Here is a 24,400-nt window from a genome sequence, read left to right on the forward strand (position 1 = left end):
GACTTGCGATGGGGAGGGGGACCGCCGCCGCAGGCGGTGGTGGAGGGGCAGCAACGTCGCGGCCCCTCGGTCAGCCCTGCGGGCTGCCACCTCCCCATCGCAAGTCGATGGGGAGGATATTACGTCCGCGACCGGTCGAAATGCAGCGTCCTGTAAAATTCGTGCAGAGGCGCAGAGACCGCCAAGGGAAGGCACTCTAACTCTGCGATCTCTGCGCCTCTGCGCGAAACTTGTTCCAACACGGCCTTCGGGCAAAAGACCGCTACCGGTCGCAACCGGCCACTCCAAAACAAAAGGGGCGCAGCCTTCCGGCCACGCCCCTTTTCGACCCGAATTGATGTGTTCAGCGCGACGCGAGCCGCACCGGGTTCGCCTTCGCCGCCCACTGGATATTCTCGGCGCCGCCCATCGCGCGGATGAAACACGCTTGGCCTTTCGCCTTCAACTCGTTGCACAATGCCGTGGCATCGGCGCGGCTCGCCAGACCGTTGACGGTCAGGCGATAGAAGGTCCGACCGTTGACTTTCGCGGCGTGGCTCGACGCGGGGAAGCTGGCCAGCATCGTGCTGCGCTTTTGCAGACCGCTCCATTTTTCCTTCGCGATACCCAGGCTGTCATAGGCACCCAGCTGAACCGCCCAACCCGACGGTTTTTTGCTGTCGAACGCCATCGCGCGCGGGATCAGCACCGTCGCGAGTTCCAGCGCCTGCTGCTGCGCGGGACGGATACGTCCTTCCCCGACTACCCGTGGGGCAGCGCGATAGGGCGCGGCGTCGGCCATGATGACCTCGCCCGCCGCTTTCGGCTGCGGCAATTCAGTGACCGGCACGACGCCGTCGGCGTTGCGTTCGGGCATCGGCAATTCGACGCTGCGAATGGCGCTGCCCGCATCGGCCAGCGCCACCGGCGGCGGTGCATAGGTCGCAACCGGCGCCGGATCGGCGGCGGGCGCAAAAGCCAACTGGGTTTCGCTGTAATTGTTCAGCGCCAGACGGACCGGCATCCCGGCGTCGGCGCGCGCTTCGGTACCGATCAGGCTGGCCACCCGCGCCTGCGAATTCGGCGTTTCGGCGAGTTTGGACCATTCGGCCATCCGCGATTCGACCTTGGCGAGCGACAGATCCTGTGACGCATAGATGCGTGCCTGCGCCCAGCGGCCCGACAGCGCCAGCGCCAGCGCCAGATTCTGGCGCGTCCGGGCATTGGCGTCGGGCGCGCGTGCGGCTTCGCTCAGCACATAGATCGCGCTCTCGCTGTCGCCGGCGAGCGCGAGCGCCAGCCCGATGTCCGAAGCGGGGATGGTGTCCCGATGTTCCTGAAGCAGCGATACGGCGGCGCCGGGTTTGTTCTGGGCAATATGGGCCAGGGCCAGCGCAATCACCGTGTTGCTGTCGGTCGCACCCAACTCCATCGCTTCTTCAAGCGCGGTGGTGGCCGACGTAAAGCGGCCTTCGTTCAGATAAGCCTGGCCGAGCAGCGCGCGAAAACCCGGATCGCGTGGACTGGCTTCGACGGCGGCTTCGGCCAGTGCGACCGCCTTGCCGGCCTTGCCGGATTCCAGCGCTGCGCGTGCCTGCGATGCCGATTTGCCCGCCACTTCGGGCTTTCCTGCCGCGCGCGACGGCGCGTCGGCCATGGCGCCCATCCCGCTGCAGCCGGTGGCGACGCTCAGGACAAAGCCCGATACGGCCAGATTCTTCAGCATTTTGCGGTTCATCACCAGGTTCCCCTTGTTGGATCAGCGCGACTTCGTCTGGCGCAGCGGCCGTGCCGCCGGCAGGCGGCTGGCCATCGCGTCGATTTCGGGCAGCGTGGACAGATATTCGTCGAGCAGGTCGGTCAGGATCACCTGCGACGACCGGTTCGTGACAGCACTCGCCAGCCGCAGCCGCAGATGGCGCTCGGCGTCGAGACGCAGCGTGAATGCCGCCTTTTCGCGGGCACGCAGCGCGCGCGGCGCCTTTTCCTTCTTCGCGGTCACGACGGGTCGCGCCTCGACCTTGCGCGCCACGGCGGCGACGCGATCGATCAGCGATTCCTGCTGGCGGACGATTTCGGGCACTTCGACGGCTTCGGCCTCATGGGCAGGGGCGCTGAAATCCTCGGCGGCATAGTCTTCCGCGACCGCATCGGTCAGCTCGTGGCCGACGCTTTCATCGACCGCATGTTCGGCTTCGACATTGTGCGCCAGCACCGACCCGGTCAGCAACGGCTTGAGGTCGAGCATCCGCGCCGGTTCGCCCGACTGGTCGGGGTCGACATCATAACCCATGTCGTTCCAGCCCAGGTCGTCATAGCCGGTGGCGCCGAGCGGCGCGGGGCCGCTGCCCAGCGGCTGGCGGCGCATGGCGGGCCTTGCGCCGCCCTTGCGGGCCAACAGGCCGGCGCTCAGCGATGCGAGGGGTTTCGGTTCGCCCATGGTTCCGATCCCTCCCGTCACTGGCCAGCGATGCGGCGGCCAAAGCCACCGCCCATCGGACGGACCGCGCCATAATTGCCCTGCGTCGGAATCGGCGCGGCAAAGATGGTGCGGCGGAAATTCTTTTCGAGCCGGTCGCTCATATAGGTCCACAGCTGGCGGATCTCATCGGCCGAGCGGCCATTGGGATCGACCTCCATCACCGTGCGTCCGTCGATCATCGACGCGGCATAATCGGTGCGGTGGTGCAGCGTGATCGGAGCGACGGTGCCGTGCTGCGACAGCGCAACCGCGGCTTCGCTGGTGATCTTGGCCTTGGGGGTCGCGCCGTTGACGACGAACACCAGCGGCTTGCCGGCACGTTCACACAGGTCGACGGTGGCGCCGACGGCGCGCAGGTCGTGTGGGCTGGGCCGGGTCGGCACGACGATCAGTTCGGCAACCGAAATCACGCTCTGGATCGCCATCGTAATGGCAGGTGGTGTGTCGATGACCGCCAGCTTGAAGCCCTGCTGACGCAGGATTTCCAGGTCCGACGCCAGCCGCGCCACGGTGGTTTGCGCAAAGGCCGGCAGATCGGTTTCGCGTTCGTTCCACCAGTCGGCGAGCGAGCCCTGCGGATCGATGTCGATCAGGACGACCGGCCCGGCGCCCGCGAGCTGCGCCTGTACTGCGAGATGCCCCGACAAGGTCGTTTTTCCCGACCCGCCCTTTTGTGAAGCCAATGCCAAAACGCGCACAGCTGTCCCCCTGAAAAATCACGAATTGGCGGGGGAATGCCATGCGGGGCGCTAAAATTGAGTTAACGATGATAAAAAGAGGGTGAACGACCCACTCGCCGCCATGGTTAACAAGGGGACAATGGCAGTTTGTCCCGAAATGGATCAAATATGCTATATGGCGCGCGTCGATAACGCCGTGTTAGCCATTTTGGCGTACCGGAAGCCCGGGGACTGCAGCGATGCAAGTCATTGGAGAATAACATGCGTTCTTTCCGCTCCGCCGTTGCGTTCGCGCTGCCCTTGCTGGCGGCGTCGATGCTCGCGCCGCCCGCCATGGCCGATGTCAAGGACGGCGTCGATGCTTGGCAACGCGGCGACTATCAGGCCGCCGTCGCCGCCTGGCGTCCCGAAGCGCTGGCGGGCGACGCCGACGCCCAGTTCAATCTAGGGCAGGCGTACAAGCTGGGCCGCGGGGTCCCGACCGATCTGGCGCAGGCCGAAAGCTGGTACCGCCGTGCCGCGAAACAAGGTCATTTGCAGGCCGAAGACAATTTGGGCTTGGTGCTCTTCACCGCCAATCGCCGCAAGGAGGCGATGCCCTACATCACCCGCTCGGCCGAACGCGGCGAGCCGCGCGCGCAATATGTCCTCGGCACCGCGCTGTTCAACGGCGACCTCGCGCCGCAGGACTTGCCGCGCGCCTATGCGCTGACCAAACGCGCCAGCGATGCGGGGCTTTCGATCGCATCGGCGCGGCTGGCGCAGCTTGACGGCCTGATCCCGCTCGACCAGCGCCAGCGCGGTCTCGCAATGCTGCCTGACATCGAAAAGAACGAAGCGCGCGCGCGGCTGGCGGCGGTCAACGCGGCAGCGCCGTCGGCACCGCAACCCGCGCCGGCCTCGCCGATCAAGACCGCCAGCCTGCCCGCCTCGGCGCCCGGCACCAGCTATACACCGCCGCCGGTTGTTCCGTCCGCCCCGGCGACGCCCCGCGCAACCGCCACCCCTGTCCTGTCGTCGCCCGCTGCAACCGCTGCGGCCACGGCCGCCGCCGAAGCGACCGCCGACGCCGCAGCCGCCTCCGCCGGAACGACGCCCGGTACCAGCTATGCGCCGCCGCCTGAAAGCGGAGCCTCCAGTCCCGGATCCGCGAAGCCGCGCCCGGCGCCGCGCAACAATGACCCTATCGCCGTCGTGGAAACGCCGACCCCCGCCCGCCCCGGCGGCGGCAACAGCCCGTGGCGCGCGCAGCTCGGCGCCTTCGGTGTCGAGGCGAACGCGCGCAACCTGTGGGCCGCGCTCGGTAAAAAACATCCGGCGGTCGCGGAACGACAGCCGCTGTATGTCAAGACCGGCAACGTCACCCGCCTTCAGACCGGCGGCTTTGCCAACAAGGGTGAAGCGAACAATTTTTGCGCCGCGCTCTCAAAGAGCGGTCAGGCCTGTCTGGTCGTCGATAAATAGAACCAAATCCTCCCTGTGGCGAAGCCATGGGGGAGTCGCAGACGGCGCGCAGCGCCAGCGGGACCGCTTGCGAAACAAGGGGTGGAGGGGCAGCGACGTCAGCGCCAAAGCCCCTCCGTCAGTCCTGCGGACTGCCACCTCCCCATCGCTGCGCGACAGGGAGGATCAGCAACCCGCTACTTCGCTGCGCCCGCCTTCTCCGCCGCCAGCCGCTTGGCCAGCGCCTGACGCGACCGCTCGGCATAGGCGCTGCACGCCCCCGGGGCGGAATTATACCGCCCGTCGCCCGCATTGTCGGGATGCGCCGTAACCAGCATATCGCATTTCAGTCGGCCCATGATTCGATAGCTGCGCGCAAATCCCGCCACGAACGGCGCACCCGCCGCGCTGCTGAATCGATAGTCGTCGGCCGACACCGGGTTCAGGCTCGCGGCAAAGACGATTTCCTTGCACGTCTTGCCCTCGCACGCCTGCCAGCTCCAGCTCATGCTGCCCATCGTGTGCCCGGGGGTCGCGCGCGCCGTGATCCGCGCCGTGCCCAGCGGCAGAACCTCGCCATCCTTCATGATGCGGATCGGTGTCGTCACCGCGGGCCAGCTGCCGCCATAGCCCAGCTGCGGGTCGTCGGCCGCATGCTTCCCGGTCCGCAACCCTTCCGCACCCCGTTTGCTCGCGACGACGGTCGCGCCGGTGTCGCGCGCCAGCGCCGCCAGGCCGCCGGCATGGTCCCAATGCGGTTCGGTGCTCAGAATAAATTTGATGTCTCTGGGATCGAACCCCAGCGCCCGGACATTGGCGAGTACCGCCGCGGCCGACTGCGGCAACGCGCCATCGACCAGCACCAGCCCGTCGCCCGTGTCGATCAGCGCGACGCTCAACCCGGCGAAGCCAACCAGATAGCTGTTGCCGAAAAGCCGTTCCGGGGGGACAGGCGTCAACCATTCGGTTGCCCTAGCACCGCCGATCGGACGCGTCAGTGGGTCGTCGGCAGCGGCACTCACCCCGCCGGCCACCATCGCGGCGTCGGGCATTTCGACGATAGGCAACGGCATCTGTTGCACACCGGCCAACCAGGCCGCGACTGTCATCATGGCGATCATATATGTCTCCCTTCGCCGCCAGATAACCGAGCCGGCAACCGGTCAACAAAGCATCATTTCTCGACAAAGCCATGAGATTTATTCATGGATTGACGATGGACCGTGCCCAACTCCCGCTCAACGCCCTGCGTGCTTTCGAGGCCGCGGCGCGCCACCTCAATTTCACCCGCGCCGCGATCGAGCTGTGCGTCAGCCAAGGCGCGGTCAGCCATCAGGTCGCGCAGCTCGAACGCCGCCTCGGCACCCGCCTGTTCCACCGCCTGCCGCGCGGCCTCGCGCTCACGGACGAGGGACAGGCGCTGGTCCCCGTCGTCGCCGACGCCTTCGACCGCGTCGCCGCGACGCTCGACCAATATGCGGACGGATGTTTCCGCGAGACATTGAAGGTCGGCGTCGTAGGAACCTTCGCTACCGGCTGGCTGCTCCCGCGGCTCGACACCTTCGCCCGCGCGCATCCCGCCATTGACCTGCGCATCTCGACCAACAACAACCGCGTCGACCTCGCGGGCGAGGCGCTCGACTATGCGATCCGCTTCGGCGACGGCGCCTGGCACGGCACCCATGCACAGCCTCTGCTCGCCGCGCCGATGACCCCGCTCTGCACCCCCACGATCGCCGCGCGGCTCAAAACCCCCGCCGACCTGATCCCCGAACGCCTGCTGCGCTCATACCGCGCCGACGAATGGGCGCTGTGGTTCACCGCCGCGGGCGTCCCCGCCCCGGTCCTGCGCGGCCCGATGTTCGACAGTTCGGCGCTGATGGCCACCGCCGCCGCCGCAGGCCAGGGCATCGCCCTCGCCCCGCCCGCCATGTTCACCCGCGAATTGGCGGCCGAGACACTCGTGCAGCCCTTCGCCACGACGATCGACGCAGGCCGCTACTGGCTCACCCGCCTGATGTCGCGAGTGGAAAGTGACGCGATGGTGCGGTTCAAGGGGTGGCTGGCCGATGAAATTTCGGCGGAGGAGGTGGCTAAGACGGAGCCTGAAATTGCTGCATGATGCCCAGCGCGACCAAATAGGCGGCTTCCACGCCATGCTCGCGGCGATGCCGCGCCGCCGCGATACGGTCTTGGGCCAGTTGAAAGAAATTGACGCGCTCCTGATCGTCAGGCGGCACAGCCTCGGGCGAGCCCGACCCGATCGCACCGATCGCGCCGCCTCCCGACAGCCCCAGCAACCCCAAGCTGTCGTCCAGCGACAGTTCGCCCACCTTGATCCGCTCGTTCATCCACCCGAACAGATCGCCGCGCGTCATTTTCGAAAAATCGCGCAGGGCCGCATGGGGCGAACCGTCCCCGCTTGGGCTGGACTGCGTGAGCGCAGCGCCGAAACGGACTCCGCCTTGGCCGACGGCTACCTGTTTCGAGTGGTTTGAAAAAGCGTATCCTGTACCCTGAACTTTCATGCTGACCCTCCCGGGAGCGACGGATGCGCTAAACCATAGCCCGCTGCCACCGTCCGCGCTGCCGCTTTGGCGTACCAGTACCGGTGAAGTGCCCATCGCGGGTGGTGAGTGGTCCTTCAAAAGAAGAACCGCTCCCCCTCAGGGGAAGATAGCGAAATCGGGCAGCGCGTTGCCGAGACCCCCGCCCTACCCCAGCACCCAGCTCCGCCGGGGATAGCCCTGCGCCCACAACAGCGCGGTCAGGTCATGGTGTCGTACCACCGCCGCCGCCGCTTCCGCCGCCGCCGGGTGCGGATAATAGCCGATCCCCAGCCCCGCCGACGTGATCATCGGAATATCGTTCGCGCCGTCGCCGACCGCCAGCGTCTCGGCGAGCGGCAGGCCATGCTTCGCCGCCTCGGCCTTCAGCGTTTCCAGCTTCGCCGCACTGTCGACGATCGGCTCGATCACCTTGCCGGTCAGCTTGCCGCCCTTAATCTCCAGCTCGTTCGCGACCACCTTATCGAACCCGATCGCCTCGCCGACCGGCCCGGCAAACGGCATGAAGCCCCCCGACACCAGCACCGACCACGCGCCATGCGCCTTCATCGTCTGCACCAGCGTCCGCGCGCCGCGGGTCAGCTTCACCCGCTCCATCCGGCATTCGACCAAGGTCGCCTCGGGCATCCCCGCCAGCAATCCGACCCGCTCGATCAGCGCGGCGCGAAAATCCAGCTCGCCGCGCATCGCGCGCTCGGTGATCGCCGCAATCTCGGGCTTCAGCCCGGCATAATCGGCCAGTTCGTCGATGCATTCGACGGTGATCATTGTCGAATCCATGTCGGCAATGATCAGCTTCTTCGTCCGGTCGCCCTGCGGCTGGACGATCGTGTCGAGCAATCCATGGTCCATCAGCGCCAGTTCCTTGCGCGCGCTGACCAGGCTGCCATGAAAGACGATATCGGCGGCATCGCCCTCGTCCAGCCAGTGCGGCGCGCCGACGTCATGCCCTGTGGCGTCGAGCCGGTCGATTGCTTCGCGAACCACCTCGTCGGTCAGCTTCCCGGCTGCTATCAGCGTCGCGACGAACATGGCGGGTCCTTTTTAATTGCTTTTTGGGCTGCGTTGCCGCCCCTTATCGCCACCCCCATCGCCAGCGGCAAGAGCCATTGCCCACGGTCACACGAAAATCCGCCGTGCCCTAAAGCACAAGTTTAGCCGACCAAAGATCATCGCTGTTGCCGCCATCGCGGCGCCGATCGATAGCGATGGCCACGTCGCGCAACTGACGCTGAAGATGGGCCACCATCGGGGAGCGCGAGGGTAAGTCGCCGCGCGTCTGGGCATCGATCCTGCATGGAGGAACAAGATGTCCGAAACGAACCATCTGCTTGCCTTTGCCGTCATTGCGCTCGGAATGGTGCTCACCCCCGGACCGAACATGGTCTATCTGATCTCGCGCGCCATTTGTCAGGGTCGCTTGGCGGGCATGATCTCGCTGGGCGGTGTAGCGCTCGGCTTTGTCTTTTACATGCTTTGCGCGGCCTTCGGCATTACCGCGCTCGTGATGGCGATCCCCTTTGCCTATGACGCCATCCGCTTCGTTGGCGCACTCTATCTTTTGTGGCTGGCGTGGCAGGCCGTCCGGCCGGGGGGGCGGTCGCCGTTTGAGATTCGCGAACTGGACGAAGATCCGCCCAGAAAACTGTTCCTGATGGGATTTCTCACCAACCTGCTGAACCCCAAGATCGCGGTCATGTATTTGTCGCTGCTGCCGCAGTTCATCAGCCCCGGCGCGGGATCGATCCTGGGCCAGGCGCTCGTGCTGGGATCGGTGCAGATCGTCATCAGCGTGGCGGTCAATTCGGCCATCATCCTATTCGCGGCGGCGATCGCGGGCTTTCTGGTCCGGCGCCCGTCCTTCGCGATGGTCCAGCGCTGGATCATGGGCACCGTCCTCGCCGCGCTGGCCGTCCGCATGGCGACCGAAGCGCGGCGGTGAAAATGCCGGGTTAGCGAGCGGGCGGGCAAGCGCCGTCTCGCTCGTCCGCATCGCGCCTGCTATGCGTCCCAGTCTGGATATGGCTATGTCACCTTCCCCCCGTATCGCGCCGCCCCTCGCGATCATCGCCGGCCCCACCGCCAGCGGCAAGAGCGCATTGGCGGTGGCGGTGGCGAAGGCGGTTGGGCGCGGCGTTGTGATCAACGCCGACGCCAGCCAGGTCTATGCCGACCTCGCGATTCTGTCGGCGCGCCCGAGCGACGACGAGATGGCGGGCATCCCGCACCATCTCTTCGGCCATATCGACGCCGCCGAGGCGCATAATGCTGTGCGCTGGGCCGATGAAGCGCGCGCCGCCATCGCCGCCGCGCACGCCGCGGGCGACATTCCGATTCTTGTCGGCGGCACCGGGCTCTACCTGCGCACCCTGCTCTATGGCATCGCCCCGGTTCCCGAAATCGACCCCGAAATCCGTGCCGCGGTGCGCGCGCTGCCTGTCGCCGACGCTCATGCCGCGCTGGCCACGGACGATCCCGAAGCCGCGGTGCGGCTGAACCCCGCCGACACCACACGCGTCGCGCGCGCGCTGGAGGTCGTGCGCTCAACCGGGCGGACCCTGGCGAGCTGGCAACAGGCCCACGATGGCGGCATCGCCAACCGCGTCACGCTTGCCCCGCTCGTCCTTTTGCCGCCGCGCGACTGGCTGCGAGCGCGCTGCAACGCGCGGTTGGTCGACATGTTCGCGGCGGGCGCTATCGATGAAGTCGAAGCCCTGCTGGCGCGCGGGCTCGAGCCCGACCTTCCCGTCATGCGCGCGATCGGTGTCCCGCAGATCGCGGCATTCCTGGGCGGCGCGACGAGCCGCGACGACGCGCTGGCAGCGGCACAGGCCGCCACCCGCCAATATGCCAAGCGCCAATATACCTGGTTCCGCAATCAGCCGCCGCCCGACTGGCCCCGCCACACTGAGTCACTAAACAACGATTCTGTTGATGAATTAGCAATTATATTACGTAAAAGGCTGTTGACAGGATAGAATCATATACCTATTGCCCGCAACCCTGTTGCAGCGCACAAGCGCTGCGCTTTTGGGTTGGAAGGAGTTTCGTCGTGACGGAAATGAGCGGTGCCGACATGGTGGTTCAGGCGCTGGTCGACCTTGGGGTCGATACGGTGTTCGGCTATCCGGGCGGCGCGGTGCTCCCCATTTACGACACGCTTTTCAAGCACCCGACGATCAAGCACATCCTCGTTCGCCACGAACAGGCCGCGACCCATGCCGCCGAAGGCTATGCGCGCTCGACCGGCAAGCCCGGCGTCGTGCTCGTCACCTCCGGCCCCGGCGCGACCAATGCGGTCACGGGGATCACCGATGCGCTGCTCGACTCCATTCCCATGGTCGTGCTTACCGGGCAGGTGCCGACGACGCTGATCGGCACCGATGCGTTCCAGGAATGCGACACCGTCGGCATCACCCGCCACTGCACCAAGCATAATTATCTGGTGATGGACCCCGACCGCCTCGGCCCGATCCTGCACGAGGCCTTCTATATCGCGACCCACGGCCGCCCCGGCCCGGTGGTCATCGACATCCCAAAGAACGTCCAGGTCGCGACCGGCACTTATTCGATCCCCAACCGGATCGATCACAAAAGCTATCGCCCGCAGGTCGATCCCGACGCCGACGCCATCGCCGCCGCCGTCGCGATGATCGCCGCATCTGAGCGCCCGATCTTTTACACCGGCGGCGGTGTGATCAACGCCGGTCCCGATGCCAGCGCGGCGCTGCGCCAGCTCGTCGCCCTCACCGGCGCCCCGGTCACCTCGACCTTGATGGGGCTCGGCGCCTTCCCCGCCGACGACGACAAATGGCTCGGCATGCTCGGCATGCACGGCACCTATGAAGCCAATATGGCGATGAACCGCGCCGACCTGATCATCGCGGTCGGCGCGCGCTTCGACGACCGCGTCACCGGCCGCCTCGACGCTTTCTCGCCCAATTCCAAAAAGATCCACATCGACATTGACCGCAGTTCGATCAACAAGATCGTTCCGGTAGATCTCGCGGTCGTCGGCGACGCCGGGCGCGCGCTCGATGCGCTGATCGCGGCGTGGGCCGACAAGGGTCACAAAGCCCGCGACCTTGGCGAATGGTGGCGCCGGATCGACGGCTGGCGCGCCACCCGCTGCCTCGACTTCCCCGAAAAGAAGGAAGACGGCGCCGAAATCATGCCGCAGCGCGCGGTCAAGGCGCTGTTCGACGCGACCCGCGGCATGGACCCGATCATCACCACCGAGGTCGGCCAGCACCAGATGTGGGCCGCGCAGCATTTCCATTTCGACAGCCCCAACCGCTGGCTAACCAGTGGCGGCCTCGGCACGATGGGCTATGGCTTCCCCGCCGCCGTCGGCGCCCAGATCGCGCATCCCGATCGCCTCGTCATCTGCATCGCAGGCGAAGCCTCGCTCCAGATGAACATTCAGGAAATGGGCACCGTGGCGCAATATCGCCTGCCGGTGAAGATCTTCATCCTCAACAACCAGTGGATGGGCATGGTCCGCCAGTGGCAAGAACTGACCTACGAAAGCCGTTATTCGAACAGCTATTCGGACAGCCTGCCCGACTTCGTCAAACTCGCCGACGCCTATGGCTGGACCGGCCTGCGCATCGACACGCTGGGCGAACTTGCGGACGGCATCCAGACGATGATCAACACCCCGGGCCCGGTTATCGTCGACTGCCGCGTCGCGCAGCTCGCCAATTGCTTCCCGATGATCCCCTCGGGCGCCGCGCACACCGACATGATCCTCCAGCCGAACGACATCGTCGGCACGATGGACGACGAAGCGAAAGCACTGGTCTAAGCCGATGAAAATCCGCACCGAAGCGGGCGAGCGCCATGTGCTCGCCGTCACCGTCGATAACGAGGCGGGCATTCTCGCCAAGATCACCGGGCTGTTCTCGGCGCGCGGCTATAATATCGAAAGCCTGACCGTCGCCGACATCAGCGCCGACCATGCGCTGTCGCGCATCACCATCGTGACGTCGGGGCCGCCCGCGGTGATCGACCAGATCATCGCACAGCTCGACCGCCTCGTCCCCGTCCACTCGGTCACCGACCTCGCCGACGGCGGCGCGCATGTCGAGCGCGAGATCGCGCTGGTCAAAGTCGCGGGCAGCGGCGACAAACGGATCGAGGCGCTGCGCATGGCCGATGTCTTCCGCGCCAAGGTCGTCGACACGACGCTCAGCAGCTTCATTTTCGAAATCACCGGGACGAGCGACAAGGTCGACCGCTTCATCGCGCTGATGCGCGAATGCGGGCTGGTCGAAGTCGGCCGCACCGGCGTCGTCGCCATCGCCCGCGGGTCGGAGGCGCTTTAGGGTTTACGTTTAGGGTCTCAACGATCGTCACCCCGGACTTGATCCGGGGTCCATGGATGCCGGATCAAGCCCGGCATGACGAAAACTAGCAGGGAAGAAAACATGCAAGTCTATTACGATCGCGACGCCGACCAGGATCTGATCAAGGGCAAAAAGGTCGCCGTCGTCGGCTACGGCAGCCAGGGCCACGCCCACGCGCAGAACCTGCGCGACAGCGGCGTCACCGAGGTCGCGATCGCGCTCCGCGCTGGCTCGGCGACCGCCAAAAAAGCCGAAGCCGCGGGCTTCAAGGTGCTGACCAACAAGGAAGCCGCCGAATGGGCCGACGTCATCATGGTCGCCGCCCCCGACGAGCATCAGGCGAAAATCTATGCCGACGATCTCGGCCCCCACATGAAGCCCGGCGCCGCGCTCGCCTTTGCCCATGGCCTCAACATCCACTTCGGCCTGATCGAAGCCCGCCCCGACATCGACGTCTTCATGGTCGCCCCCAAGGGTCCGGGCCACACGGTGCGCAGTGAATATCAAAAGGGCGGCGGCGTTCCCTGCCTGATCGCGGTGGCGCAGGAAGCGACCGGCAACAGCGGCAACGGCTATGCCAAGGCGCTCGCCCTCAGCTACGCCAGTGCCGTCGGCGGCGGCCGCAGCGGCATCATCGAAACCACCTTCAAGGAAGAGTGCGAAACCGACCTGTTCGGCGAACAGGCGGTGCTCTGCGGCGGCATCACCCATCTGATCCAGGCCGGGTTCGAAACGCTGGTCGAGGCGGGCTACGCCCCCGAAATGGCCTATTTCGAATGCCTCCACGAAACCAAGCTGATCGTCGACCTGCTCTATGAAGGCGGCATCGCCAACATGCGCTATTCGATCAGCAACACCGCCGAATATGGCGACATCAAGACCGGCCCGCGCATCATCACCGAAGAAACGAAGAAGGAAATGAAGCGCGTCCTGCAGGACATTCGGTCGGGCCGCTTCGTCAAGGACTTTGTTCTCGACAACCAGGCCGGCCAGCCCGAACTGAAGGCGAGCCGCAAGGCCGCCGCCGCCCACCCGATCGAAAAGGTCGGCGGCGAATTGCGCGCGATGATGCCGTGGATCGCCAAGAACCAGTTGGTCGACAAGGCGAAGAACTGACGGAAAAATCCTCCCTGTCGCGCAGCGATGGGGAGGTGGCAGCGCGAAGCGCTGACGGAGGGGCTATGGCGCCAGCGTCGCGGCCCCTCCACCACTCGCTGCGCGAGAGTGCTGGGTCGTCCAGTCCCCGGATCCCGGCCTCCGCGCGCTTACCCTTTGCCCAGCAACAGCTTGTCGCCCGCCTGGCGGATGATCCCTTCGACCATCGGCGCAACAAATCCCATCCCGGCGGGCAGTTCGAAATCGATCGCCAGCGCGTCGTCCTCGACCATCGCGGTCGAGTTAATCGCGCGGCCCATCGCATGGATGGTGAACGCCATCCGGTCCTCGTCCTCCCAGCGATGTTCGACACGGCCCATGCCGCCGGGGATGAGCTTGACCAGATCGTCGGCGCGCGCGGCCATGCGGCGGCGCACTTCGGCGCGGGACAGATTGTGGGCGATGCGGACGACGGGCATGGTTCGGGTTCCTTTGCCGCCGATTTGGTGCCAATCGCACGGCGACGCAACCTCGCATCGACTGGCCGGTTCGGCTTAGGTTCATCCTGCACGCATATCACCTGTGGCGGGAGAGGCTTTGGAGGCACAACGCCCGATGACAATAAAGCCGACCTGCCTGCTGCTCCTCTCGATCGCCGTGCTGGCTTCCCCCGTGCAGGCGCAGGACGACAGCCTCGCGCAGTCGGGCGAACCGCCGCAGCGTACGTCGGTTCTCTACACCTATGGCGACGAGCCCTGCCCCGAGCCGGAGGGCAACGAGATCGTCGTCTGCGCGCAGCAACCCGAATCCGAGCGCTACCGCGTACCCAAGGAATTGCGCGAGGAGATCAAGGACGACACCCCCGTCGGCGGCGGCAGCTGGGCATCGCGGGTCGAGGGTTACGACAATATCGCGCGCCAGACACGCCCCGACAGCTGCTCGCCGGTCGGCAGCTACGGCTACACCGGCTGCGCCGCGCTGGCGCTCCGTCAGTGGTTCGAGGCGCGCCGCGCGCGCTGAGCGGGAACCGGATCGCGCAACGCAGCGTTTCCAGCCTCGTGATTGACCGCTACCCCGCGCGGAGCTTAGCTTGCGCGCACCCCCAACAGGAGATCGCTTCATGCGCCGCATCATCCCGCTCGCCGCTCTTGCCGCCGCCGTCGTCGCGGTACCCGCCGTTATCGCCCAGAACGCCCCGACCGTTCCCGGCGCTCCCGACAAGACGCGCGTCGCCGCGGGCACCTATGCCGCCGATGCGGGGCACACGATGGTCGTGTGGAAAGTCGACCATTTCGGCTTCAGCGATTACACCGGCATCTTCGGCGATGTTACCGGCACCCTCGTGATCGACCCCGCCAATCCCGCCGCGGCGAAGGTCGATGTGACAATCCCCGTCGCCAAGGTCACCACCGCCAGCACCGGCCTGACCAGCCATCTGATGCGCGCGGGCAAGGACGGCGGCAAGCCCGACTTCTTTGGCCCCGCCCCCGCCGACGCCAAATTTGTCTCGACCGCCGTGGTGATGGGCGACGACGGCGACGAGGCGAAGGTCACCGGCAACCTGACGCTGAACGGCGTGACCAGGCCCGTCACGCTCGACGTCGAATTTCACGGCGCCGGCGACAATCCGTTCAACAAGAAAGCCACCGTCGGTTTCGAGGCCGAGGGCAAGATCCGCCGCAGCGACTTCGGCATCACCTATGGCATCCCGATGGTCAGCGACGAGGTCGATCTCAAGATCCACGCCGCCTTCGAAAAACAGTAAGTCCGATCAAATCCTCCCTGCGGCGAAGCCGTGGGGAGGATCGTTCATCCCCGGTCCATCGCGCCCCGCTACCCTCCCTGCAACCAAGGGAGGACCATCATGCGTTTCCTGCTGCTCGCCGCCGTTCTCGCCGCTACCCCCGCGCTGGCGCAAGCCAATCCCCAGATCGACTATCCCGCGTTCGAGGCGCTCACCGCCAGCGTCGCGCCGCAGCGCGCCAACCGTTTGCTCGCTTTCGACGCCTTCAAGGCCGAAGCGGCCAGGTCCGACGTCCTCCTCCTCGACGCGCGCTCGAAGGACGCCTTCCAGCGCGGCCATATTGCGGGTGCGGTCAACCTGCCGCTCACCGACTTTACCGCCGACAGCCTCGCCGCGGTGGTCGGTGCCGACCCTGACCGCCCTATCCTCATCTATTGCAACAATAATTTTTCCAACCACGTCAGCCCGGTGCCGCTGAAATCGGCACCGCTGGCGCTCAATATCCAGACCTTCATCAACCTCGTCGGCTATGGCTATCCCAATGTCTACGAACTGGCCGACGTCGTCGACTTCAACGATCCGAAGGTTGGCTGGACACGCAGCGACACCGGCGGCTGAGCCCCGAATCTGTCACACGCTTCGGCTAGGACGCCGACGGGGCCACCCCGCCCCGTCTGCCAAGGAGCGCTGCGATGAGCGAACTGGTCCGCGAAATAGTCGAAGTGAACGCCGCGATCGACGACGGCGATGATGAACATCCGCTGCTGATCGTCGAGGTCGAAGGGCTGGCCGCCACCGCCGGCTGGGCCAATGTCCGCCTCGAACCGCATGTCACCGTCGACGCCCCCGATGACGGTTTTCAGGATTTCGACCTCGTCGGCGACCGCCCGGGCGATGGCGCCGCGGCGGTGCTGACCCCGGTCGAGGCCGGCTGGGAAGGGCCGCTCGAAGATTGGTGCATCGGCGTCCGCGTCCACGCCGTCGACAATATGATCGAGGAAGAGGTTTTTGAACCCTGGAGCGACGAGGACGACGAGTCCGAAGCCGCCTGACCCTCCCCTGCACCTGCGCCGGGCGGCCTTGCGACCTCGCCGCCCGGCGACATTTTCTAATCCCCCCCTTGCCAAGCGCGACATTTTGCATCACTAGGGCGGCCATGCGCGGCAACGCCCTTCTTCTTCTGCGACTTACACGCCCTTGGGCGTGACACTGGCTGCGCGTTAGTCGCGGCCACCCGCTCAAGGGTCCGATCGACATATTCGCAACCGACCAGCAGAAGACCATCCCATGACCATGCTCCGCGACCCTTCGGTCAAGTACAGCGCCTTTCCGCAAGTTCCGCTCGCCCACCGCGACTGGCCCACCCGCGTCACCACCGCCGCGCCGATCTGGCTGTCCACCGACATGCGCGACGGCAATCAGGCGCTGATCGACCCGATGGATGCCGAGAAAAAGGCGCGCTTCTTCGACCTCCTCTGCCGCATCGGCCTGAAAGAGATCGAGGTCGGCTTCCCCAGCGCCGGCGCGACCGAGTTCGACTTCATCTCGGGCCTCGTCCAGCAAGGCCGCATCCCCGAGGATGTGACGCCGCAGGTGCTGACCCAAAGCCGCGCCGACCTCATCCGCACCAGCTTCGACAGCCTCGCCGGCGCCAAAACCGCGATCGTCCACGTCTATAACGCGGTCAGCCCCGCGTGGCGCCGCATCGTGTTCGGCATGGAAATGCCCGAGATCAAGGCGATCGCGATCGAGGGCGCGAAGCAGCTGCGCGACAACGCCGCACGCCTCCCCGGCACCGACTGGCGCTTTCAATACAGCCCCGAAACCTTCTCGACCGCCGAACTCGATTTCAGCATCGAATGCTGCGCCGCGGTGATGGACATCCTGCAGCCGACGACCGACAAGCCGATCATCCTCAACCTGCCCGCCACGGTCGAGGCGTCGACCGCGAACATCTACGCCGACCAGATCGAATATTTCTGCAAGAACCTGCCCGGCCGCGACAAGGCGATCATCTCGCTCCACACCCACAACGACCGCGGCACCGGCGTCGCCGCCGCCGAACTTGGCCTACTCGCGGGCGCCGACCGCGTCGAGGGCTGCCTGTTCGGCAATGGCGAGCGCACCGGCAACACCTGCCTCGTCACCATCGCGCTCAACATGTACACACAGGGGGTCGACCCCGGGCTCGATTTTTCGAACATCGACGAAGTCATCGCGACGGTCGAATATTGCAACCAGCTCCCCGTCCACCCGCGCCATCCCTATGGCGGCGAGCTGGTCTATACCGCCTTTTCGGGCAGCCATCAGGACGCGATCAAGAAAGGCTTCGCCGCGCGCGAGCGCCAGAATGACGAACGCTGGGAAGTCCCCTATCTGCCCATCGACCCCGCCGACCTCGGCCGCAGCTATGAAGCGGTGATCCGCGTCAACAGCCAGTCGGGCAAGGGCGGCGTCGCCTGGGTGCTCGAACAGGACAAGGGGCTGAAACTACCCAAGAAAATGCAGGCCAGCTTCAGCCATGTCGTGCAGGCGCTGGCGGACGAGACCAGCCGCGAACTGACCGCCGACGACATCTGGGGCGCCTTCGAAACCGCCTATCTCAAGGTCGAGGCCAAACGCTTCCAGCTCGTCGACTGGTCCGAACATCATGCCTCCCCCACCGGGGGAGGGGGACCACGAAGTGGTGGAGGGGCACCCGCGGCAGATCGCATCTTCGCGGGAATCCTCCGCATCGACGGCCAGCAACGCAGCGTCAGCGGCCGCGGCAACGGCCTGATGAGCAGCGTCATCGCCGCGCTCGCCGAATCTGGCGGCCCGGTCATGGACATCGTCGATTACAGCGAGCACGCGATCGGCCAGGGCAGCACCGCGCAAGCCGCCGCCTATGTCGAATGCCGCACCCCCGACGGCAAAAGCGTCTTCGGCTGCGGCCTCGACACCGACGTCGCAACCGCCAGCGTGCGCGCGATCCTGAGCGCCGCCAACGGGGCGTGACATCTCGATGACGCTCAGCCACCGCCTCGCGCAGCCGTCGGACCTCGATGCGCTGCGTGCGGTGATGGCGCTCGCGATCGCCGAATTGCAAAAGGGTTTCCTCGACGACGCGCAGATCGCCGCCAGCCACGCCGTCATGGGCCTCGACACCCAGCTGATCGCCGACGGCACCTATTTCGTCATCGAGGCAGGTGATCAGATCGCGGGCTGCGGCGGCTGGTCGCACCGCGCGACGCTCTATGGCGGCGACCACGCCGCCGCCCTGCGCGACCCCGCCCCGCTCAACCCCGCCACCGACGCCGCGCGCATCCGTGCGATGTACACCCACCCCGCCTTCGCAAGGCAGGGCGTCGGCCGCATGGTGATGGCGCTCTGCGAAGCCGCCGTGCAGCAGGCCGGCTTCGCCCGCACCGAGCTGATGGCGACGCTATCGGGCGAGCCCCTCTACCGCGCCTGCGGCTACACCCCGATCGAGCATGTCGAAGCGCCGGGTCCGAATGGTGCCTCCGTCCCCCTCATCCGTATGGGGAAGCAGCTAGGCAGCCAACCAATCCTCCCTGTGGCGAGACGCTGAGTCAGCGGCGAATAGAGCGAAAGGCGAAACTCCTTACCAAGCTTTGTAATATATACAGATTTTGTTCTGTATTCCGGCCCCTCGCGCGATCAATCACGATCACCAACCTAATCTAGTTTGAAGTTTTGGAAAGCTAGAGTTCCGAAGGTTGGAGAACTAACCCCTTACGGAAAATTTCTCTTTCCTACATTTAACCCATATGGTTCACTCCCTCGGTTCCCCCAACCGAAAAGGACGAATCAATGGACGACACCGACGATTACCCCGCCTTCCTCCCCGCCCCCGCCAGCTACCACTGGACCCCCAAACTCCAGCGCGACTTTCTCGAAAGCCTCGCCACCACCGGCTCGGTGAAAATCGCCGCGGCCAAGGTCGGCATGTCGCCGTCCGCCGTCTATCAGCTCAAGCACCGCGCCGCGGGCGCCGCGTTCAAGCTGGGCTGCGCCGCCGCGGTGCTGATCGCGCGCGGGCGGCTGGTCGACGAGCTGCTCGACCGCGCGATCTGGGGTTATGACGAAACCGCCGAGCTGCTGCGCGAAGAGGGGCGCAGCTTTGCCAAGCGCCGCCGCCTTGATTCGCGCCTTGGCCTCGCGATGCTCGCGCGGCTCGACAAGATGGTCGAAACGCCCGCAGAGGCCGGGGAGGATATGCTGGCGCAGCTGATCGCGGGCGACTGGCCGGGATTCCTGGCGCTGTTCGACGCCGCCGCCGCGCATAATGCAGACGCGGCAGACGACGCAGACGGACAGCCCGCCCCGCTCACCACCGCGCTCGCGCTCTGGCTGACCGGCCGCGACAACCGCGCCAACCCGCTCGCCGCGCTGTGGCAGGACAGCGCAATCGCGAGTGAAGTTGCGCAGATTTCCGCCGATTTCGGCGCCGACGGCGAAACCGAGGAAACGCCCGAACAGGCCGCCGCCGCGATGACCGTGTGGTACGACGACCACGCCGACGACTGGCGCACCGACTTCCCGCCGCCCGCCGATTTTTGGGGGCATGAGGAGGGGCAGTTCGGCGACCCCGCCTATGCCCGCGCGCTCGATGACGACGAGCTGGAAATCTATGAAAATATGCGCGCGGCCGAGGTCACCCCGCTGCTGGTCGCGGGCGAAGCCGCGCGCCGCGCCTTTTTCGCGCGGCTCGGTGCCGCAAATGATGCCGGGGACGATCAGCAGGCCGTCGCTTTGCGGCAACCGCGCGTGACGGGCTGCCCCTAATCGGCGACCCAATAATCGGGGGCGCCGCCGGGTTCGTGGCCGCGGCGACAGATTACCTCGCCATCGACCAGCAATTCGGCCCATTCGCCGATCGGTTCGCGCGCCATCATCGCCAGCGCCGCGGCGACGTCGGTCGCCTCGAACGCCACGCGCTTTTCCATCCCGAACCACGCGTCGCGGTATCGCAGGATGTATGTGGTCAGGGGTTTGGTGGTCGCCGGGGCGGCGGGGAGTGCCGCGCCATGACTGGGCGCATCGGGGCGCGGCAGGCAATCGCAGCCGCCATCGCTCGCGCCGCGCCGCAAAGATCGGGGAACTTGCATGGGAGAATACCTTCGTTGGGGGAACCGAAGGGGCAGTGCCGCTGGTCAGTTCGGCTATGACCGCCGCCAGGGGGCGAAAGATTTTGGTCGGCGATACGTCTCCTCGTCCGAAAAACGCCCGAACCGCGCGCGCCGTTGCACTGGCGATCGGGCGCGGTATCGGGAAAACAGGAAATTCGACGCTTTTTCATTGCCATCGGTCGCCGCGGCGATTGGCCACCATTCGACGAGTGGCAAGGTGTCATCGACGAACGGCCCGTGCGCCGACGACGGACGCGGTCCGGCCGCCATCTTACAATCGGTGCTCGGCGTCCCCATATCGTCCCGATCGCGGCACCGACTTTTCCACAGGCCGCCGCGGCTGAGAGACCTGCGTGCTCCCGCTTGCCCGAACAGGAGCCACGCCCGATGAACAGCCGAACCAAACCCGTCAATCCGCCCGTCGGCACGGCGCCCGTCGCCGCCGCGCCGGCCGAACCAAGCAGCAGCGACGCGAAACACGCTGCCGACGACGTGACGCCGACCCGTGCGCGCAACAACAATCATTTCCGCAAGAACCGCACCCCCCTCGCCCGCGACGATGCCAAGCGACAGGGCGACATCAGCCAGCTGGCCTTTCTGACCATGGGCGGCCGCGATCCGGCGGTCGAATTTCTGAACAGCGAAAATGCCGCGCTCGGCGGTCGCCCGCTCGCGCTCGCCACCGCCAGTGCCGAGGGTTTTGAGCAGGTCGCCGCTGCGATCCGCGCCCTGGCGCCCGGCGCCACCACGTCATGAGCCGCGCGATGAATGTCACGCTGACCGAGGCCGAGGTGGCGGCGCTGTGCAAGAGCGCGGGGGTCATCATCAGCGCGATCGAACCGCTGCCCGACGGCGGCACCCGCCTGGTCTGCGTGTCGCCCGACGGCGCCGACACGATGCGCAAAAAGCTCAAGAACAGCCTGATCGACGGCACCGTCACCCGCCACCGCTTCTACCGCGCCCCGGGGTCGGAGGGGGGCTATTAACAATCGGCGGCGCGGCTGAGCAGATAGTCGCGTTCGCGGTCATTGCCGGCCAGCGCCGCCGCGGCTTCGAACTGCGCCTTTGCCTCGGCGCGGCGTCCGGCGCGGAGCAGGAAGTCGCCGCGTGCGGCGGGCAGCGGGGCATAGTTGCGCAGCGCCGCTTCGTCGGCGATCGCATCGACCAGCGCCAGCCCGGCGGCCGGGCCGAATGCCATGCTGTGCGCGACCGCGCGGTTCAGCTCGACCACCGGCGACGGCATTACCTGCCGCAGACGGTCGTACAGCAGGGCAATGCGCCGCCAGTCCGTGTCCTCGGCACGGCGGGCGCGGGCGTGGCATGCCGCGAGCGCCGCCTGCAACGCATAGGGACCGTTCGCGCCGCCCAGCGCCTCGGCGCGGGCGAGCGCATTGAGCCCGCGGCGGATCAGCAACTGGTCCCAGCGCGCCCGGTTCTGCTCGGTCAGCGGCACGAAACGGCCGTCCGGACCGGCGCGCGCTGCCAGCCGCGACGCCTGGATCTCCATCAGCGCCAGCAGCCCCAGCACCTCGGGCTGATCGGGCATCAACCCCGCCAGGATGCGCCCCAGCCGCTGCGCCTCGCCGCACAAGGGCGGGCGGACCAGCGACGGCCCCGCGGTCGCGGCATAGCCTTCGTTGAAGATCAGATAGACGACCTCGAGCACCGACGGCAGCCGCGCCGCCAGCTCGGCGCCGCGCGGCACCTCGAACGCTACGCCCGCCTTCGCAATCGCCTTCTTGGCCCGGGTAATCCGCGCCGCAATCGCCGCCTCGTTGGAAAGGAAGGCCCGGGCAATTTCTTCCACCGTCAACCCGCCGACCAGCCGCAGCGTCAGCGCGGCACGGCCCTCGGCTCCGATCACCGGGTGGCACGCGGCAAAGACCAGGCCGAGCAGTTCGTCGCCCAGCGGATCGTCCAGCGCGGCCTCGACGGCTTCGGCGCTCATGCCCTGTTCCTCATCCAGTTCGCGAGCAATTTCGGCGTGCTTGCGGCTCTGCATCGCGGTGTGGCGGAAGCCGTCGATAGCGCGCCGCTTGGCGGCCGCCATCAGCCAGGCGCCCGGATTGGCGGGGACGCCGCTGGCGGGCCATTCGGTCAGCGCGACCAGCAGCGCGTCCTGCGCCAGCTCCTCGGCGCGGTCGACATCGCGGGTCAGGCGAGCAAGACCGGCAATCAGCCTGGCGCGCTCGATCCGAAATACCGCCTCGATTGCCCGATGGGTGGGGTCCGCCGCCATGCGCTACGGTGCGCGGCGCATGGCGGGGTGGACCAAGGGTTCAGCGGTTCGCAAGCTTCTCGCCCACCCCGTCGTGGATGGCCGCGGCTTCGTCGGGGATCACATCGCCGAAATCTTCCATTTCATAGAAAGGACGAATCTCGATCTCGCTGGGGCCGAACATCGGGTTGGGGCAGCGCTTCACCCATTCGACCGCCTCGTCCATGTCCTTCACCTCCCAGATCCAGTAACCGGCGACCAGTTCGCGTGTTTCGGCGAACGGCCCGTCGATCACGGTGCGGCTGGGACCATCGAACGCGACCCGCTTGCCGAACGACGACGGCTTCAGCCCGTCACCGGCGACCAGCACCCCGGCGTTGACCAGTTCCTCGTTGAACTTGCCCATGTCGATGAACATCTGGCTCAGCTCGGGCGACGGGGTCATGCCCTGTTCGCTGTCCTCAGTCGCCTTTACGAACACCATCACACGCATTGCCTGTCTCCTTTAAACCGGACCAAAATCGGCCTCGTATCTTCACGACGAACGACTTTCCCCGAAATCGACACATGGCGGAAAAAATTTTCTGTGGCGAATATCTCGGACGTAAGGGGCTAGCAGACGCCCCGTTTCAGGCCACCTCGGCCAGCGAATTCGGTGTCGCGAACCGCTGGCGATATTCGTGCGGCGACAGCCCGGTGATGCGGTGGAACAATTTGCGGAACGCCGCCGCATCCTCATATCCGACGCCCCACGCGATCTGATCGACGGTGCGGCGGGTGAATTCCAGCAGTTCGCGCGCCTTGCCGACGCGCAGATGCTGGACATATTCGACCGGGGTCATGCCGGTCGCGGCCTTGAACCGCCGCTGGAACGTCCGCTCCTCCATCCCGGCCTCGTTCGCCATGGCGGGGACGGTGACCGGGCCGACGCCGCGCGCCTGCAACCAGTGCTGGACGCGCAGGATCGCCTCGTCACCATGCGTCAGCCTGGGGGCAAAGCTGGCGTAATTCTTCTGCTCGCGACCGCTCGGGTCGATCAGCAGAAAGCGCGCCGTTTCCATCATCACCGTCGGCCCCAGCAATCGCTCGACGATCCGGAGCCCCAGGTCGGTCCACGCCATCATGCCGCCCGCGGTGACGATATCGCCATCGTCGATCACCATCCGGTCGGCCTCCAACCGCACGTCGGGGAACCGCTCGCGAAACCGCTCGGCAAAAAACCAATGTGTCGTTGCCGGGCGCCCGGCGAGCAGCCCCGTCGCGGCGAGCGCAAAGGCGCCGCCGCAATTCGACGCCAGCACCGTTCCTTGGGCGTGCCGGTCGAGCAGCCAGCGCGCATAGGGTTCGACCTCTCCGGGTTCGAGCAGCTTGTGCAGGCTACCCGGCGCAATCAGCACCGCGGGCGAATTGTTCGCAGCTTCGTCCGGGTGGCTGTCGCGACAACGCGCAAAGCCCCCGTCCTTCTGCAATCGCCAGTGGCTGACGCGCATCGGGCGTCGCGCATGCTCGACCGCAAAGCGGCCCGCAACGTCGAACAGGTCGGTGATACCGTGGACCATCCCCATCTGGCAGTCGGGATAGATCATCAATCCGACTTCGATCATCGGCACAATGGCCGCGTCGGGCAGCATCAGCTTCGGCATATCGGCTCCTTTGTCGGATTTGGCCCGCATAATGTCGTATCCGCCAATCCCGCGCAAGCCTGGCTCGTC

At 66.3% G+C, this 24,400-nt stretch carries 26 protein-coding genes, 1 pseudogene and 1 riboswitch; of the genes and pseudogenes, 16 read left to right on the forward strand and 11 right to left on the reverse strand.

Annotation, left to right across the window (positions count from 1 at the left end):
- Positions 1-343 precede the first annotated feature (343 nt).
- From IR187_RS13865 to IR187_RS13875, 3 genes are read right to left on the reverse strand one after another with little or no spacing between them, the layout of a single operon-like run.
- Positions 344-1,717: an SPOR domain-containing protein gene (locus IR187_RS13865; RefSeq protein ID WP_194955174.1), complete on the reverse strand. Its 1,374-nt coding sequence runs from the start codon at positions 1,715-1,717 to the stop codon at positions 344-346.
- A 21-nt stretch (positions 1,718-1,738) separates the two neighbouring features.
- Positions 1,739-2,419, reverse strand: a complete 681-nt coding sequence (locus IR187_RS13870) for a hypothetical protein (protein ID WP_194955175.1) — start codon at positions 2,417-2,419, stop codon at positions 1,739-1,741.
- 17 nt (positions 2,420-2,436) lie between these two features.
- On the reverse strand, positions 2,437-3,159 hold the full coding sequence (locus IR187_RS13875) for an AAA family ATPase (protein WP_194955176.1): 723 nt from the start codon (positions 3,157-3,159) through the stop codon (positions 2,437-2,439).
- A 243-nt stretch (positions 3,160-3,402) separates the two neighbouring features.
- On the opposite strand from IR187_RS13875, the gene IR187_RS13880 reads away from it, so the two are divergent.
- The gene (locus IR187_RS13880; protein ID WP_194955177.1) at positions 3,403-4,605 is read left to right on the forward strand and encodes an SPOR domain-containing protein; all 1,203 of its coding nucleotides are present in this window, start codon (positions 3,403-3,405) and stop codon (positions 4,603-4,605) included.
- Between the two features lie 176 nt (positions 4,606-4,781).
- Here the strand turns inward: IR187_RS13880 and bla are convergent, their stop codons facing one another.
- Positions 4,782-5,705: a subclass B3 metallo-beta-lactamase gene (gene bla / locus IR187_RS13885; protein ID WP_194955178.1), complete on the reverse strand. Its 924-nt coding sequence runs from the start codon at positions 5,703-5,705 to the stop codon at positions 4,782-4,784.
- Positions 5,706-5,800: 95 nt separating this feature from the next.
- Between bla and IR187_RS13890 the strand changes: the two genes are divergently transcribed.
- Positions 5,801-6,706, forward strand: coding sequence for a LysR family transcriptional regulator (locus IR187_RS13890; RefSeq protein ID WP_194955179.1), 906 nt, complete (start codon positions 5,801-5,803; stop codon positions 6,704-6,706).
- On the opposite strand, the gene IR187_RS13895 is transcribed toward IR187_RS13890, so the two are convergent.
- The gene (locus IR187_RS13895) at positions 6,678-6,962 is read right to left on the reverse strand and encodes a hypothetical protein (RefSeq protein WP_194955180.1); all 285 of its coding nucleotides are present in this window, start codon (positions 6,960-6,962) and stop codon (positions 6,678-6,680) included. The genes IR187_RS13890 and IR187_RS13895 overlap by 29 nt on opposite strands.
- A 336-nt stretch (positions 6,963-7,298) precedes the next feature.
- Positions 7,299-8,183, reverse strand: a complete 885-nt coding sequence (serB, locus tag IR187_RS13900; protein ID WP_194955181.1) for a phosphoserine phosphatase SerB — start codon at positions 8,181-8,183, stop codon at positions 7,299-7,301.
- 179 nt (positions 8,184-8,362) lie between these two features.
- Positions 8,363-8,443, forward strand: a riboswitch (ZMP/ZTP riboswitch).
- A 17-nt stretch (positions 8,444-8,460) separates the two neighbouring features.
- Between serB and IR187_RS13905 the strand changes: the two genes are divergently transcribed.
- The 5 genes from IR187_RS13905 to ilvC all read left to right on the forward strand — a co-directional run bounded on the left by IR187_RS13905 (position 8,461) and on the right by ilvC (position 13,615).
- Positions 8,461-9,093 (forward strand): LysE family translocator, encoded by a 633-nt coding sequence (locus IR187_RS13905; RefSeq protein ID WP_194955182.1) that lies wholly within the window; start codon positions 8,461-8,463, stop codon positions 9,091-9,093.
- Positions 9,094-9,178: 85 nt separating this feature from the next.
- Complete coding sequence (gene miaA, locus IR187_RS13910; RefSeq protein WP_228765955.1) at positions 9,179-10,129, forward strand: tRNA (adenosine(37)-N6)-dimethylallyltransferase MiaA; 951 nt, start codon at positions 9,179-9,181, stop codon at positions 10,127-10,129.
- A gap of 74 nt (positions 10,130-10,203) precedes the next feature.
- Positions 10,204-11,958 (forward strand): acetolactate synthase 3 large subunit, encoded by a 1,755-nt coding sequence (locus IR187_RS13915; RefSeq protein WP_194955184.1) that lies wholly within the window; start codon positions 10,204-10,206, stop codon positions 11,956-11,958.
- 4 nt (positions 11,959-11,962) lie between these two features.
- Positions 11,963-12,478, forward strand: coding sequence for an acetolactate synthase small subunit (ilvN, locus tag IR187_RS13920; protein WP_194955185.1), 516 nt, complete (start codon positions 11,963-11,965; stop codon positions 12,476-12,478).
- A 102-nt stretch (positions 12,479-12,580) separates the two neighbouring features.
- Positions 12,581-13,615: a ketol-acid reductoisomerase gene (gene ilvC / locus IR187_RS13925; protein ID WP_194955222.1), complete on the forward strand. Its 1,035-nt coding sequence runs from the start codon at positions 12,581-12,583 to the stop codon at positions 13,613-13,615.
- Between the two features lie 149 nt (positions 13,616-13,764).
- Here ilvC and IR187_RS13930 read toward each other — a convergent pair whose 3' ends face one another.
- Entirely contained in the window at positions 13,765-14,073 is a 309-nt protein-coding gene (locus tag IR187_RS13930; protein ID WP_194955186.1) for a polyhydroxyalkanoic acid system family protein, read from the reverse strand.
- A gap of 136 nt (positions 14,074-14,209) precedes the next feature.
- Between IR187_RS13930 and IR187_RS13935 the strand changes: the two genes are divergently transcribed.
- The 7 genes from IR187_RS13935 to IR187_RS13965 all read left to right on the forward strand — a co-directional run bounded on the left by IR187_RS13935 (position 14,210) and on the right by IR187_RS13965 (position 20,126).
- The gene (locus IR187_RS13935) at positions 14,210-14,614 is read left to right on the forward strand and encodes a hypothetical protein (RefSeq protein WP_194955187.1); all 405 of its coding nucleotides are present in this window, start codon (positions 14,210-14,212) and stop codon (positions 14,612-14,614) included.
- Between the two features lie 100 nt (positions 14,615-14,714).
- Complete coding sequence (locus IR187_RS13940; RefSeq protein WP_194955188.1) at positions 14,715-15,359, forward strand: YceI family protein; 645 nt, start codon at positions 14,715-14,717, stop codon at positions 15,357-15,359.
- Positions 15,360-15,458: 99 nt separating this feature from the next.
- A complete protein-coding gene (locus tag IR187_RS13945) occupies positions 15,459-15,956 on the forward strand; it encodes a rhodanese-like domain-containing protein (protein WP_194955189.1) in 498 nt (165 codons plus the stop codon).
- Between the two features lie 74 nt (positions 15,957-16,030).
- On the forward strand, positions 16,031-16,390 hold the full coding sequence (locus IR187_RS13950) for a hypothetical protein (RefSeq protein ID WP_194955190.1): 360 nt from the start codon (positions 16,031-16,033) through the stop codon (positions 16,388-16,390).
- A gap of 235 nt (positions 16,391-16,625) precedes the next feature.
- Entirely contained in the window at positions 16,626-18,335 is a 1,710-nt protein-coding gene (gene leuA, locus IR187_RS13955) for a 2-isopropylmalate synthase (RefSeq protein WP_194955191.1), read from the forward strand.
- Between the two features lie 7 nt (positions 18,336-18,342).
- On the forward strand, positions 18,343-18,909 hold the full coding sequence (locus tag IR187_RS13960) for a GNAT family N-acetyltransferase (RefSeq protein WP_194955192.1): 567 nt from the start codon (positions 18,343-18,345) through the stop codon (positions 18,907-18,909).
- Between the two features lie 242 nt (positions 18,910-19,151).
- A complete protein-coding gene (locus IR187_RS13965) occupies positions 19,152-20,126 on the forward strand; it encodes a hypothetical protein (protein WP_194955193.1) in 975 nt (324 codons plus the stop codon).
- Here IR187_RS13965 and IR187_RS13970 read toward each other — a convergent pair.
- Positions 20,123-20,449, reverse strand: coding sequence for a hypothetical protein (locus IR187_RS13970; RefSeq protein WP_194955194.1), 327 nt, complete (start codon positions 20,447-20,449; stop codon positions 20,123-20,125). The genes IR187_RS13965 and IR187_RS13970 overlap by 4 nt on opposite strands.
- A gap of 408 nt (positions 20,450-20,857) precedes the next feature.
- Between IR187_RS13970 and IR187_RS13975 the strand changes: the two genes are divergently transcribed.
- Positions 20,858-21,226 carry an antitoxin Xre/MbcA/ParS toxin-binding domain-containing protein gene (locus tag IR187_RS13975; RefSeq protein ID WP_194955195.1) on the forward strand — a complete coding sequence of 123 codons (369 nt, stop codon included), beginning with the start codon at positions 20,858-20,860 and terminating at the stop codon, positions 21,224-21,226.
- Positions 21,223-21,456 carry a hypothetical protein gene (locus IR187_RS13980; protein WP_194955196.1) on the forward strand — a complete coding sequence of 78 codons (234 nt, stop codon included), beginning with the start codon at positions 21,223-21,225 and terminating at the stop codon, positions 21,454-21,456. The genes IR187_RS13975 and IR187_RS13980 overlap by 4 nt, the downstream gene beginning before the upstream one ends.
- On the opposite strand, the gene IR187_RS13985 is transcribed toward IR187_RS13980, so the two are convergent.
- The 3 genes and pseudogenes from IR187_RS13985 to IR187_RS13995 all read right to left on the reverse strand — a co-directional run bounded on the left by IR187_RS13985 (position 21,453) and on the right by IR187_RS13995 (position 24,331).
- Complete coding sequence (locus IR187_RS13985) at positions 21,453-22,709, reverse strand: RNA polymerase sigma factor (RefSeq protein WP_194955197.1); 1,257 nt, start codon at positions 22,707-22,709, stop codon at positions 21,453-21,455. The genes IR187_RS13980 and IR187_RS13985 overlap by 4 nt on opposite strands.
- Before the next feature lie 112 nt (positions 22,710-22,821).
- A pseudogene (locus tag IR187_RS13990) lies at positions 22,822-23,181 on the reverse strand (YciI family protein); the annotation flags it as partial.
- 136 nt (positions 23,182-23,317) lie between these two features.
- A complete protein-coding gene (locus IR187_RS13995; RefSeq protein ID WP_228765956.1) occupies positions 23,318-24,331 on the reverse strand; it encodes a GlxA family transcriptional regulator in 1,014 nt (337 codons plus the stop codon).
- Between the last annotated feature and the right edge of the window lie 69 nt (positions 24,332-24,400).

Source organism: Sphingopyxis solisilvae (genome assembly GCF_015475875.1).
GTDB classification, from domain to species: domain Bacteria; phylum Pseudomonadota; class Alphaproteobacteria; order Sphingomonadales; family Sphingomonadaceae; genus Sphingopyxis; species Sphingopyxis solisilvae.

Bases quoted from the DNA above. Each gene is read 5' to 3' on its own strand.
- IR187_RS13960 (WP_194955192.1), top strand. From the start codon at position 18,343: ATGACGCTCAGCCACCGCCTCGCGCAGCCGTCGGACCTCGATGCGCTG.
- IR187_RS13935 (WP_194955187.1), top strand. From the start codon at position 14,210: ATGACAATAAAGCCGACCTGCCTGCTGCTCCTCTCGATCGCCGTGCTG.
- IR187_RS13905 (WP_194955182.1), top strand. From the start codon at position 8,461: ATGTCCGAAACGAACCATCTGCTTGCCTTTGCCGTCATTGCGCTCGGA.
- IR187_RS13865 (WP_194955174.1), bottom strand. From the start codon at position 1,717: ATGAACCGCAAAATGCTGAAGAATCTGGCCGTATCGGGCTTTGTCCTG.
- IR187_RS13890 (WP_194955179.1), top strand. From the start codon at position 5,801: ATGGACCGTGCCCAACTCCCGCTCAACGCCCTGCGTGCTTTCGAGGCC.
- IR187_RS13870 (WP_194955175.1), bottom strand. From the start codon at position 2,419: ATGGGCGAACCGAAACCCCTCGCATCGCTGAGCGCCGGCCTGTTGGCC.
- IR187_RS13970 (WP_194955194.1), bottom strand. From the start codon at position 20,449: ATGCAAGTTCCCCGATCTTTGCGGCGCGGCGCGAGCGATGGCGGCTGC.
- IR187_RS13980 (WP_194955196.1), top strand. From the start codon at position 21,223: ATGAGCCGCGCGATGAATGTCACGCTGACCGAGGCCGAGGTGGCGGCG.
- leuA (WP_194955191.1), top strand. From the start codon at position 16,626: ATGACCATGCTCCGCGACCCTTCGGTCAAGTACAGCGCCTTTCCGCAA.
- IR187_RS13895 (WP_194955180.1), bottom strand. From the start codon at position 6,962: ATGACGCGCGGCGATCTGTTCGGGTGGATGAACGAGCGGATCAAGGTG.
- IR187_RS13950 (WP_194955190.1), top strand. From the start codon at position 16,031: ATGAGCGAACTGGTCCGCGAAATAGTCGAAGTGAACGCCGCGATCGAC.
- bla (WP_194955178.1), bottom strand. From the start codon at position 5,705: ATGATCGCCATGATGACAGTCGCGGCCTGGTTGGCCGGTGTGCAACAG.
- IR187_RS13995 (WP_228765956.1), bottom strand. From the start codon at position 24,331: ATGCCGAAGCTGATGCTGCCCGACGCGGCCATTGTGCCGATGATCGAA.
- IR187_RS13975 (WP_194955195.1), top strand. From the start codon at position 20,858: ATGAACAGCCGAACCAAACCCGTCAATCCGCCCGTCGGCACGGCGCCC.
- IR187_RS13940 (WP_194955188.1), top strand. From the start codon at position 14,715: ATGCGCCGCATCATCCCGCTCGCCGCTCTTGCCGCCGCCGTCGTCGCG.
- IR187_RS13880 (WP_194955177.1), top strand. From the start codon at position 3,403: ATGCGTTCTTTCCGCTCCGCCGTTGCGTTCGCGCTGCCCTTGCTGGCG.
- IR187_RS13985 (WP_194955197.1), bottom strand. From the start codon at position 22,709: ATGGCGGCGGACCCCACCCATCGGGCAATCGAGGCGGTATTTCGGATC.
- IR187_RS13965 (WP_194955193.1), top strand. From the start codon at position 19,152: ATGGACGACACCGACGATTACCCCGCCTTCCTCCCCGCCCCCGCCAGC.
- serB (WP_194955181.1), bottom strand. From the start codon at position 8,183: ATGTTCGTCGCGACGCTGATAGCAGCCGGGAAGCTGACCGACGAGGTG.
- IR187_RS13945 (WP_194955189.1), top strand. From the start codon at position 15,459: ATGCGTTTCCTGCTGCTCGCCGCCGTTCTCGCCGCTACCCCCGCGCTG.
- ilvC (WP_194955222.1), top strand. From the start codon at position 12,581: ATGCAAGTCTATTACGATCGCGACGCCGACCAGGATCTGATCAAGGGC.
- ilvN (WP_194955185.1), top strand. From the start codon at position 11,963: ATGAAAATCCGCACCGAAGCGGGCGAGCGCCATGTGCTCGCCGTCACC.
- miaA (WP_228765955.1), top strand. From the start codon at position 9,179: ATGTCACCTTCCCCCCGTATCGCGCCGCCCCTCGCGATCATCGCCGGC.
- IR187_RS13930 (WP_194955186.1), bottom strand. From the start codon at position 14,073: ATGCCCGTCGTCCGCATCGCCCACAATCTGTCCCGCGCCGAAGTGCGC.